We start from the raw sequence: 11,263 nt of genomic DNA on the forward strand, positions 1-11,263 counted from the left end.
GTAAGTCCGCTCCGTCACCAGGTTCGTATGACAGCCGTCATGTCACGGGTTGTGGAAGGTGACTTCGGGATGGGCTGAGACGGCGGCCAGATCCCTCTTGACCAGCGGATTTGACCTCAACCGCAGTTGAGCTGATGGGCTGTTCGCCAGAGTCCGAGGACCAGAGAAGGCGAGCAGAGTTGAACACCACCACAGACACGTCCCAGCCCCCGCCCACAGCCGACCGGCCGTCTCCGCTGACACTCCCGGTGGTCCTGGTCGGCGTCGTCCTCGTGGCGATGTCCATCTCCGGGACCGCGGTCGCGCTGCCGAGCATCGGCCGCGATCTCGACACCTCGGGGGCGCCGCTGAACTGGGTCGTCGCCGGATACAACCTGGCCTTCGCGGCCATGACACTCATCGCGGGGTCGGCCGCCGACCGGATCGGCCGCCGGCGGGTGTTCATCGGCGCGGCGCTGGTCTTCGCGGCCGGATTCCTCGCGACGGCGCTGGGCCCGTCGATCATCGTCATCGACATCGCCCGCATCGTCTCCGGCGCCGGCGGTGCCGGGATCATGGCCGCCGGCGGCGCCATACTCGCCTCCAGCTACGACGGCGCGGCCCGCAACCGGGCCTTCGCCCTGATGGGCACCATGGCCGGAATCGGCATCGCCATCGGCCCCACCCTGTCGGGGCTGCTGATCGACGCCACGGGCTGGCAGGGCGGTTTCGCGGTCTTCACCGCCGTCGGCCTGCTGGTGGCCCTGGGCGCCACCCGGGCCCGCGAGTCCCGGGCGAACGTCAGCGGCCCGGTCGACTGGGCGGGCAGCGCCTTGTTCGTCGGCGCGCTGTCCCTGCTCATGTTCGCGCTCCTGGAGGCGCCCGCGCTCGGCTGGCTCCATCCGGGCATCCTGATCACCGGGATCGTCGGCCTGGCCGCCCTGGTCCTGTTCGGCGTTGTGCAGCGGCGCAGCCCCGCTCCGGTGCTGGCCCCTGCCCTGGTCGCCAACCGGGGCTTCATGGGCTGGAGCCTGGCGACCCTGACCACCTCGATCGGGTTCCTCGGCGTTCTGGTCTTCCTGCCCACCTACCTGCAGGCGGCGGCGGGGCTGTCCCCCTCGGCCGCGGGGGTGGCGATGCTGCTGCTGACCGCGCCTGTCCTGGTCGCGCCCATGGTCGCGGTGACCCTGGTGAACAAGGGCGTGTCGGCCCGCCTGCTGATCGTGATCGCTCTGGCGCTGGTCGTGGCCGGGAACCTGTGGCTGACGGCGCTGAACGCCGACCACGCGGTCGCGGCCGTCGCGGCCCCGCTGGTGATGATCGGCATCGGCATGGGAGCCTCCTTCGGCATCACCGACGGCCAGGCCATGGCCCTGGTCCCGGCCGACGACGTGGGCATGGCGGCCGGATTCCTCAACACCCTGCGGGGCGCGGCCGAGGCTCTCGTGATCGCCGCGTTCAGCGCCTCCCTCGTCGGTCTGCTCGCCGCGAAGCTCGGCGACACGAGCCGCGCCGCCGCGGTCGGTGCCGGACGCCTCACCAGCGGGGCCGAGGCCGCGGAACTCGACGCGTTCACGTGGTCCTGGCACCTGACCCAGCTCGGCGTCGGGCTACTCTGCCTCCTGCTGTCGGTCGTCGTGGTCACCCTCCTGATCCGGGGCCGCGCCGCGACGTCTCAGGGCACTGCCTGACCACACCGCTGTCTCGATCACGACGAAGGAGAGCTACCGTGCGCGCCAGTCCGGACGACCACCTCACGATCGGTGAGATCATCCGCCGGACCGGCGTGTCCGCCTCCGCCCTGCACTTCTACGAACGCAAGGGCCTGATCTTCAGCGAACGCGGCAGCGGCAACCAGCGGATCTTCTCCCGGCACATGCTTCGCCGGATCTCCTTGATCATCGTGGCCAAGCGCCTCAACATCCCGCTGTCGCACGTCGCCGAGGTCTTCACCACCCTGCCCACCGATCGGGCCCCCACCCACAAGGACTGGCAGCGGGTCTCCCGTATCTGGAAGAGGCAACTCGAGGAGCGCCGCCGAGCCATCGAGATCCTCGAACAGGAGCTGACCGGCTGCATCGGCTGTGGCTGCCTGTCGATGAAGGCGTGCCTGCTCCTCAACCCCGACGACGCCCTCGAGGGCCAGGGCCCCGGCCCCGTACGGCTCCAGGAGCCCAACCTCACCCTTCCTGACGGACCGTCCACACGACGAGCCATGTGATCACAGGTGAGGGCCGGGGACTGCGCGCCGGGTACGAGGCCGGGCCGCCCGGCCGGCGACCGCTCAGGGGCGGCGGCGGAGCCGTCCCCAGAGACGGCGTCCGGGCGGCCGGGCGCGACGTCCGAAGCCGGTGGCGTCGAGCACGGCGTCGACGAGGGAGAACAACACGGCCACTCCTCCCATGAGGGCGGCGTTCATGAAGCCTGTGGCAGGGGTGTCGTTCCCGGCCGGGCGCGGGGTGATCCGTCCGGCCGGATCCCAGCGGACGGCGATGACGGCACCCGCCTTGGCCACGGAGGTGTCGGTCGTCATCGCGTCGGGACGGGCCTGCGGGCAGGCCAGACGGTACTCGTAGAAGGTCTCGGTACGCGTGGAGGTCCACGTGCTGCCCGGGTCGCCGGGAGAGGTGCCGGGACGGTGGTGGGTTTCGGTGACGGTACGCTGCTGCGGGGTCTCCTGCCGCACCAGGCACTCGCTCACCCTGCCGCGCTCGGCCAGCGCCTGCCGTGTCACGGCCTCGTTGGCGAGATTGAGGCACAGGACCAGCGGCGCGGCCACCGCGAGGCTCAGCAACGCCCGGCTGCACCAGAAGAACGCCAGGGCGGTCAGCGCCAACGCCACGACCAGGCTGAGGATCCACAGCACCACGCCGACCCAGCCGCTGGGACCGTAGACGTTGACGTAGGCCCACCCGAACGCCGCCGCGACGGCCAGCACGGCCGGCGCCGAGCGCCACAGGATATTCCTCAGGCCCACGGAGCGGAGCGTCCTGCGGGGGCCTGTCGTCACCCTGCGGTCGGTTCCCGCCATGCCCGTGAGGTAAACCCCTCTGCCCGCCACGGCGCAGACTCCGTAGGGCCGGATTCCTCGGGGGCGCGCTCGCGACATCCCTTTTTTGATTGATCGGCCCTGGCGGGGGTGTGTCGAACAAACCCATTCGAGATTAGGCTCGTTGCCGGGGGGACTGGACCGATGGGACGTCGCGAGAACACGCTGGACCCCGCAGCCGGGCCGATCCAGCGCTTCGCCGCCGACCTGCGGGCGTTACGCCGCGAGGCCGGAGGCGTCACCTACCGCGCGATGGCACAGCGCACCTCCTACTCGGCCACCACCCTGTCGCAGGCGGCGGCGGGCGACAACCTTCCCTCGTTACCGGTCACGCTGGCCTACGTCCAGGCGTGCGGCGGGGAGAGCGCGGCCTGGGAGCGGCGCTGGCACGAAGCCGCCACGGAGCAGGGGGCCCTCCAGGCGGCGGCCGAGCGCGACGCCCCCGCGCCCTACCAGGGGCTGGCCCGGTTCGAGCCGGAAGACCACGAACGGTTCTTCGGCCGCGCGCAGGTCCTCGGCGAACTCATGGGGCTGGTGCGCCGGCGGGACATGGTCGCCGTGGTCGGCCCTTCGGGGAGCGGCAAGTCCTCCCTGCTGCGTGCCGGCCTGATCCCGGCGCTCCGCGGCGCACCGGATCGCGACGAGCCCACGGCCTCGGTCCGTCTCATCACGCCCGGCCGGTACCCGGCGCGTACGCACGCCTGGCTGCTGACCTCCGGCCCCGGCCCAGACTCCGGCTCCGGCTCCGGCTCGGACACGATCGTGATCGTCGACCAGTTCGAGGAGGTCTTCACGCTGTGCGACGCCGCCCAGCGCCGGACGTTCATCGGCCTGCTCACCGAGGCGCTGCGGCCACAGAGCCGTATGCGGGTGGTGCTGGCGATCAGAGCGGACTTCTACGGCCGCTGCGCCGGGCACCGCGACCTGGCACACGCGCTCAGCCGGTCGACCGTGCTGGTCGGCCCGATGAGCCAGGCCGAACTCCGTGAGGCGATCGTCAAGCCCGCCGCCGCGGCAGGGCTCATCGTCGAACGCGCGCTGACCGCACGCGTCATCGCCGAGGTGACCGACGAGCCGGGCGGTCTCCCGCTGTTGTCACACGTGCTGCTGGAGACGTGGCGGCGCCGGTCCGGCCGGGTGCTCACGCTGGACTCCTACCAGGCCGCGGGAGGCATTCGCGGGGCGATCGCGCGTACCGCCGAGGACGTCCACACCTCACTCACCCCGGCGCAGGCCGGGGTCGCCTGTCGCATTCTGCTGCGCCTCGTCGCCCCTGGAGAGGGCGGGCCGGACACGCGGCGCCCCGCCGACCGCGCCGAGCTGGACCTCGGCGAGTCCCCGGACGTCGACCTGGTGCTCGACAAGCTGGCCTGCGCCCGGCTCGTCACCCTGCACGACTCGACGGTCGAGCTGGCCCACGAGGCGCTCATCACCGGGTGGCCGCGCCTGACCGGCTGGATCGAGGAGGAACGCGAGCGGCTGCGCCTGCATCGCCGCCTCACCGAGGCCACCCAGATCTGGGAGGAGTTCGGCCGCGACCCCGGCACCCTGTACCGGGGCACCCGCCTGGGCACGGCCCGCGAGGCGTTCGGCTCTCCCGTCCAGCGTGCCACCCTGTCCCAGGCGGAACGCGAATTCCTCGACGCCGGCCTCGCCCTCGACGACGCCGAGCGCAACGCCGAACGACGCCGCGGCCGCCTCCTGACCCAGCTCGTCGTGGGGTTGCTGGTGCTGCTCGTCCTCGCCGTGACGGGAGGCGTCGCCGTGATCCAGGAACGGCAGTCGGCGCTGCGGCAGCGCAACGCGGCCCTGTCGCGGGAACTGGCCGTGCAGGCGATGGCCATGACACCGACAGAACCGGTGCGGGCCCGGTTGCTCGCGCTGCACGCCTACCGGACCGCGACCACGTCGCAGGCGCTCGGCAGCCTGCTCAGCGTGTCCGGCCCGCCTCTCGACAGAGCCCTGCTGAGCGGCCACCACGGCACGGTCAGCGCCACGGTGTTCAGCCCCGACGGGCGGCTGCTGGTGACAGCGGGGGAGGACCGCACCGTCAGGCTCTGGGACGTGCGGCGCCGCGCGCAGCTCGCCGCGCTCCGCGCGCACACCGCCCCCATCCGCGCCGCCGCCTTCAGCCCCGACGGCCGCCTGCTCGCCTCCGCCCACCGGGACGGGAACGTCGTCCTGTGGGACGTCGCCCGGCGCGCGAGACTCGCCACCCTCGAAGCCGGGCAGGGCATCCTGCACTCCGTGGCCTTCAGCCCGGACGGCCGGAGCCTGGCCGCCGCCGGAGACGAGGGAGTCATCCGGTTGTGGGACGTCGCCCGCCGGACGAGCGTGGCGGCGCTGCGCGGCCATGCCGGGCCGATCCGCGCCCTGGCCTTCACCCCCGGCGGCCAGGGCCTGATCTCGGCCGGCGACGATCACAGCGCCCGGCTGTGGGACACGCGTACCCGTCGCGGCTCGGTGCTCGCCCGGCACGGCGCTCCGATCCGGGCGGTGGCCGTCAACGCCGACGGCACCACGTACGCCCTCGCCGGTGAGGACAACCGCGTGGAACTGCGCGACGCCGACGACGGTACGGTCGTCGCCGAGCTGGCCGGGCACGTCGACGCGGTGGGCGCGCTGGCGTTCAGCCCCGACGGACGGCACCTGGCCTCCGGCGGGGACGACAGTTCCCTCATCTTCTGGGACGTCCCACGGCACGCACGAATCGCCACGTTCAACGACTTCTCCGACAAGGTGTCCGCCGTGGCGTTCAACCCGGACGGCCACAGCGTCGCCTCGTCCGGGGGCAGCGGCGGCGTCGCGCTGCGCAGCCCCGCCCTGCCCGGCTTCACCGGGCACACCGACACGGTCGGCGGCCTCGCGTTCAGCCCCGACGGCCTGCTGCTGGCCTCGGCGAGCAACGACCGGACCGTCCGCCTGTGGAGCCGGAGAACGGGCAGCCCGCTCGGCGACCCGCTCCAGCGGCACACCGGCAAGGTCAGGGCCGTGACGTTCAGCCCCGACGGCAGGTGGCTGGCCACGGGCGGCGAAGACAGCGCCGTCGTCGTCTGGAACGCCGCCACCCGCGCCGCCACCCTCCTGGGCCGCCTCGACGACAGCGTCATCGGTGTGGCCTTCAGCCCGGACGGCGACACCCTGGCCACGGCCGGCGTCGGCGGCGCCATCGTGTTGTGGGACGTGCCCGGCCGCCGCCGCGCGGCCGGGTTCCGCGGCCACGTCGGCACGGTCACCGACCTGGTCTTCAGCCCGGACGGCAGCCTGCTGGCCAGCTCGGGAAACGACGGTGCCATCCGGCTGTGGGACCCCCACAGAAGGCGGCTCGTCGCCGACCTCGCCGGGCACGCCGCAGCGGTCACCTCCCTGGACTTCAGCCCGGACGGGCAGCGCCTGGTCTCCGCCGGCGACGACGGCACCGTCCGGCTGTGGGACGTGCCGCGTCGGACCCAGGCCGCCGTACTGCAGGGGCACCGCGCACCCGTGCAGGCGGTGGCCTTCAGCCCGGACGGCCGCCTGATCGCCTCCGGCGGGCAGGACCAGACGGTCCAGTTGTGGAACGCCCGCACCCACGCGATCGTGGCCGAGCTGTCCGGCCACGACGACCTCGTCACCACGCTGGCCTTCAGCCCCGACAGCGGCACACTCGCCTCCGGCGGCAAGGACCAGCGCATCCTGACCTGGGACCTCGACCCGCGCCGCGCCGCCGGCACGATCTGCCGCGTCAAGGACCTCGTCACGCCCAGCGAATGGGATCACGCGCTCAGCGGCTTCCCCGGCACACCACCCTGCCACTGAACCCCGTTCACCGGACACCTGAAGGGCTCGAAGACAACCGGCGTACGACATCGTGAGCCCGCGAGCCAGGCCCTCACCTGAAGAAAGGGCCGAAATCATGATCAAGCGAGTTTTCGGAGCGATGGGGCTTGCCCTGGTCGTCGGCGTCGGCGGTGCCGCGATGCCGCGGGTAAGTCGTCGGGCTCGGCTTACCGGTGCGACGTTGTCGAGAGAAAGAACGGCAGGAAGTACGCGTTGTACATCAACGTATAACCGGCGGCTCGACATTGCCTGCAGGGCTCGAATATGCGATTCAGGCGAGCCCCGCAGGCCCCGGCGTTCATCCCAGCCCTGCGGCGCGGTTCTCCGACTGGAGGCGCGCTGCGGGAGCAGGGCCTCTTGCAGCGGCAGGCGTCCGGCCATGCCGACTTCAACCTTCTATGAGCTCGCGTCCTGCGCTGGTCCTGACACCCTGCGCGCTCTGTCACCGAGATCACCGAGATCACCGAGATCACCGAGAGTGAGTCAGAGCCCATTTTTCCGGCGTCCGGCATAGTTCCGTGGTGCCCGCTCGTCCTTGGTGGGTGACATCAGGAGGAGGACGGGTGGATCCAGGCTTTGAGGCGGCTTTGCGGCAGTTCGTCATCGACAGGTCGGGCGCGCTGTTCCGCACGGCGTACCTGCTGACCGGCGACCGGCACGCCGCCGAGGACCTCGTCCAGTCGGCCCTGGCGAAGACGGCCGCGCGGTGGCGCGGCCTGCGCGACCCCGAGGCCATCGAGGGATACGTCCGCCGCACCATGTACCACGAGCAGGTGAGCTGGTGGCGCCGCCGTTCGCGGGTGGTGGAGGTGAGCACGGACGAGCGGCTCGACCGGGCCGGCGACGGGCACGCCGAGGCGGCGGACCTGCGGATGACGATGCGGGCGGCGCTGTCCCGGCTGACGCCCCGGCAGCGGACCATGCTCGTCCTGCGCTATTTCGAGGACAAGTCGGAGACCGAGATCGCGAGCCTGCTGGGCGTGCGGGTGGGTTCGGTCCGCAGCCAGATCTACCGATCGCTGGAGCGGCTGAAGAAGTCCGCCCCCGAGCTGAGCACTGTGAGGGAGCTCCGTTGAACGTCGAGAACCTGCTGCGTGAGACCCTCGCCGAGATGGCGGACGAGCAGCCGCCGCCGCCCCCGGCCCGCTTCCTCCCACACCGTCCCGCCCGCCGGAGAGGCGCCGTCCTGGCGGCCGCGGTCACCGTCGTCGCCCTGGCCGTGGGCGGCACGATCGCCGTCAGGACCCTCTCGCCAGAGCCTGGCGGGCCGCAGGCACCGGTGACCCCGCCTCCCGTGCCGGAGCGGATGCGCAAGGCGACCATCAACGAGGGATGGCGGACCTCCCGCCTGTTCGACAACCTCTCCCGCATGACCGGCGAGCCCGCGGAGTCGTTCGCGCGGGCCGCGGAGGACGGCCGGGCGCTGGGCCTGCCTCCGTACGCCAAGGGCAGGCTGGAGGGCTTCGCCCACCCCGGCACGTACACGTTCACCGACGCCGCCACCCCCGCCCAGATCCTGGCCGCCATGGTGACCAGGTTCCGCGAGACGGCGGACGAGCTCGGCCTGGCCTCCCGGCGTGCCCCCTTGGACGTCGTCATCATCGCCAGCCTCGTCCAGGCCGAGTCGCCCACCGAGGCCGACATGCCGAAGGTGGCCCGCGTCATCCACAACCGCCTGGCCCGCGACATGATGCTGCAGCTCGACAGCACCGTCCGCTATGGCCTCGGCAAGGACCGCGGCGAGGTCACGGTCGAGGACACGAAGCTGCGTTCGCCGTACAACACCTACCGCCATCTCGGCCTGCCTCCTGGCCCCATCTCCAACCCCGGTGAGGCCGCGCTCAAAGCCGCGCTCAACCCGGCCGCGGGCACCTGGCTCTACTTCGTGCTCACCGACCAGAAGCGCGGCACCGTGGAGTTCGCCACGTCCGATGAGGAGTTCGCCAAGCTCGTTGAACGGGCGCGGCGCTCCGACTAGCGCGTCGCGCGCACGACCGCCCCCACCCGGATCCAGGCCCGGCGGGCCTCCCAGCTAGCCTCTACAAAAAGTAGTACTACTTCCGGTAGAGGATGACTGCATGCGGGTGCTGATCGTGGGGGCCGGGCTCGCGGGCGTGGCGGCGGCCAGGGGCTTTCTCGCCGCGGGGCACGAGGTCACCGTGCTGGAACGCTCGCCCTCCTTACGCGAGACCGGCTGCGCGATCCTGATCTGGCACAACGGCACGACCGTGCTGAACGACCTCGGCGTCCGCATGGACGGGGCCGGGCAGCGCGTGGACACCCTGGAGCTCCGCAGCTCCCGGGGCCGCCGGGTGATGGTGATGGACGTCGCGCGGCTGGCGGACGAGTTCGGCGCCCCGGTGGTGTCGCTGCCCCGCCGCGTCCTGCTGGACAGGCTCGCCGAGGGCCTGCCGCAGGACATCTACCGCTTCGGCGCCCGCTTCACCGCCCTGCACGACGACGGCCGCTCGGTACGTGTCGAGACCGAGGACGGCGCCCGGTACACGGGCGACCTGCTCATCGGGGCCGACGGCGTGAACTCCCAGGTCCGTACGGCGCTCTTCGGCTCCCACCCCGCCCGCCCGACCGGCACCGCCACCTGGCAGGGCCTGATCCGGGCGCCGTTCGACCCCGGCTCGCGCGCCCTGCTGTTCCTCGGCCCGCAGGGCGACGTCGGCATGAACCCCGCGGGCGACGGCATGCTGCAATGGCTCATCGACCTGCGCCGGCGCCCCGGCGACGGCCCGGAACGCCCCGACCTCGCGCTCGCCGCCCTCAGGCAGCGGTACGGCTCGTGGGGCTCGCCCGTTCCCGAACTGCTGGCGGCGCTGTCGGAGAAGGACCTCCAGCTCTTCCCGCACCGCCGCCACCGCGCCCCGCTCCGCTGGCGGCACGGCCGGAGCGTGCTGATCGGCGATGCGGTGCACGCCATGCCTCCGATGCTGGCCCAGGGGACGGGCCAGGCGCTGGAGGACGTGTCGGCGCTGCTGCGCGCCCTGGCCGCCGAGCCGGACCCGGTCGCGGCGCTGGGCGCGTACGAGCGGAGCCGGCGACGGCAGGCCACGCTGGCCTCCGTGATGGCCACCCAGGCCGTCGCGACCGGCGGGCCACGGGCCCTGACCCAGAGCGAGTGGGCGCTGCGCGGCGCCGTCGCCATACCCGACGGCCTGGGCACCTGGATGCTGCGAAAGCTCCTGCGCGGAGTCAGCACCCGCCTCTGAACGACCCATCGCGCCCCCACCGGGCGATCCCTCGACCGTCGGCGCGCTCAGCACATCCGAGGCAGCTTACCCGGAACCTCCGCACTGGACGGAGGGTGAAATCTGTCAGACAGGAAACGTTTACGGATCATCAATCCAAGATCACCCGATTGGACGCGGACGATCTTTACGTTTGCGGCGTTTGTGCATCTCTCTCCGCATGTGGAAGGACATTCATGCGCGTTTCCGCTCGGGCGATGATCGTCGCGTTAGCGACCGCTCTGACGATCAGCGGCGCGAACGTGGCCGGTGCCCCGGCCTTCGCGAACGACGACCCCACGCTGACGGCCCTCACCAAGGTCGTCCCCGAGATCGTCGAGGAGGCCAAGGCCGTCCCGCCGACCGTGATCCCCGAGGGTGACGTCCAGCGTCCCTTCGCCGCCGCCACCGACGTGAACCACACGCTGTCGGTGTCGGTCAGCGAGAACGAGGTCGGCATCGGCATGCCGGACGCCACCGGTGCCGGCAACCAGCCGCTGCCCGGCCTGGTCACCTACGCCGCCAAGCAGCCCAGCGTCACCTTCGCCCACCAGCGCACCGGTCAGATCGCCCGCGCGCTGACCGTCATCCACGACGCCTCCGCGCCGACCGAGTACCGCTTCCCGATCAGCGCGCCCGAGGGCTCGATGCTGGAGGTCGAGGAGGACGACGGCACGGTCCTGATCTACAACAACGACTTCTACCTCGCCGAGATCGACCTGCCCTGGGCCAAGGACGCCAACGGCAACCCGGTGCCGACCTCGTACCGGGTGGAGGGCATGACGCTCATCCAGACGGTCAACCACGCGGGCGCCGCCTACCCCGTGGTCGCCGACCCCGCGCTCAAGCTGCAGTGCGAGTGGTGGAAGGCCATGTGCCGGGTGATCTTCTCGAAGAAGCTCACGGCCCAGATCCACAGCTCCTGGCTGTACGCCGGGGCGGCGGGCGCGGTCAAGGTCGCCGACGCGGCCTGCGACAAGTCGAAGAACAGCAAGATCAAGCTGGCCTGCAAGGTGATGTTCGCGGCGGGCATCGCCCAGTACATCTACAAGATTCGGGAAGCCGCCAACAAGAAGCAGTGCTTCGCGCTGCGGGTGCAGTGGCCGGGCCCGATCGTCTGGGGCGAGGTCCGCAAGAAGAGCTGCCAGAGCAAGTAGATCCCCCTGTGACAACCGAC

Annotated in this window: 8 protein-coding genes; 7 read left to right on the forward strand and 1 reads right to left on the reverse strand. The window is 71.8% G+C overall.

What is annotated here, in order from left to right:
- The first annotated feature begins 179 nt into the window (after positions 1–179).
- On the forward strand, positions 180–1,670 hold the full coding sequence (locus ABD844_RS25315) for an MFS transporter (RefSeq protein ID WP_344882745.1): 1,491 nt from the start codon (positions 180–182) through the stop codon (positions 1,668–1,670).
- Positions 1,671–1,708: 38 nt separating this feature from the next.
- Positions 1,709–2,200: a redox-sensitive transcriptional activator SoxR gene (soxR, locus tag ABD844_RS25320; RefSeq protein ID WP_344882748.1), complete on the forward strand. Its 492-nt coding sequence runs from the start codon at positions 1,709–1,711 to the stop codon at positions 2,198–2,200.
- A 63-nt stretch (positions 2,201–2,263) separates the two neighbouring features.
- Here soxR and ABD844_RS25325 read toward each other — a convergent pair whose 3' ends face one another.
- Positions 2,264–2,956: a hypothetical protein gene (locus ABD844_RS25325; protein ID WP_344882751.1), complete on the reverse strand. Its 693-nt coding sequence runs from the start codon at positions 2,954–2,956 to the stop codon at positions 2,264–2,266.
- A gap of 216 nt (positions 2,957–3,172) precedes the next feature.
- Here ABD844_RS25325 and ABD844_RS25330 point away from each other — a divergent pair, with 216 nt between their 5' ends.
- The 5 genes from ABD844_RS25330 (at position 3,173) to ABD844_RS25350 (ending at position 11,243) form a co-directional block, all read left to right on the forward strand.
- Positions 3,173–6,826, forward strand: a complete 3,654-nt coding sequence (locus ABD844_RS25330; protein WP_344882754.1) for an nSTAND1 domain-containing NTPase — start codon at positions 3,173–3,175, stop codon at positions 6,824–6,826.
- A 584-nt stretch (positions 6,827–7,410) separates the two neighbouring features.
- Positions 7,411–7,923: a SigE family RNA polymerase sigma factor gene (locus ABD844_RS25335; RefSeq protein WP_344882757.1), complete on the forward strand. Its 513-nt coding sequence runs from the start codon at positions 7,411–7,413 to the stop codon at positions 7,921–7,923.
- The gene (gene mltG, locus ABD844_RS25340) at positions 7,920–8,825 is read left to right on the forward strand and encodes an endolytic transglycosylase MltG (protein WP_344882760.1); all 906 of its coding nucleotides are present in this window, start codon (positions 7,920–7,922) and stop codon (positions 8,823–8,825) included. The genes ABD844_RS25335 and mltG overlap by 4 nt, the downstream gene beginning before the upstream one ends.
- A gap of 100 nt (positions 8,826–8,925) precedes the next feature.
- On the forward strand, positions 8,926–10,068 hold the full coding sequence (locus ABD844_RS25345; RefSeq protein WP_344882763.1) for an FAD-dependent oxidoreductase: 1,143 nt from the start codon (positions 8,926–8,928) through the stop codon (positions 10,066–10,068).
- Positions 10,069–10,283: 215 nt separating this feature from the next.
- Positions 10,284–11,243: a hypothetical protein gene (locus ABD844_RS25350; protein WP_344882766.1), complete on the forward strand. Its 960-nt coding sequence runs from the start codon at positions 10,284–10,286 to the stop codon at positions 11,241–11,243.
- Positions 11,244–11,263 lie beyond the last annotated feature (20 nt).

The sequence above is a fragment of the Nonomuraea antimicrobica genome (genome assembly GCF_039536965.1).
Classification (GTDB): domain Bacteria; phylum Actinomycetota; class Actinomycetes; order Streptosporangiales; family Streptosporangiaceae; genus Nonomuraea; species Nonomuraea antimicrobica.

Coding starts and splice junctions, on each gene's coding strand:
- ABD844_RS25330 (WP_344882754.1), top strand. CDS start 3,173: ATGGGACGTCGCGAGAACACGCTGGACCCCGCAGCCGGGCCGATCCAG.
- ABD844_RS25345 (WP_344882763.1), top strand. CDS start 8,926: ATGCGGGTGCTGATCGTGGGGGCCGGGCTCGCGGGCGTGGCGGCGGCC.
- ABD844_RS25350 (WP_344882766.1), top strand. CDS start 10,284: ATGCGCGTTTCCGCTCGGGCGATGATCGTCGCGTTAGCGACCGCTCTG.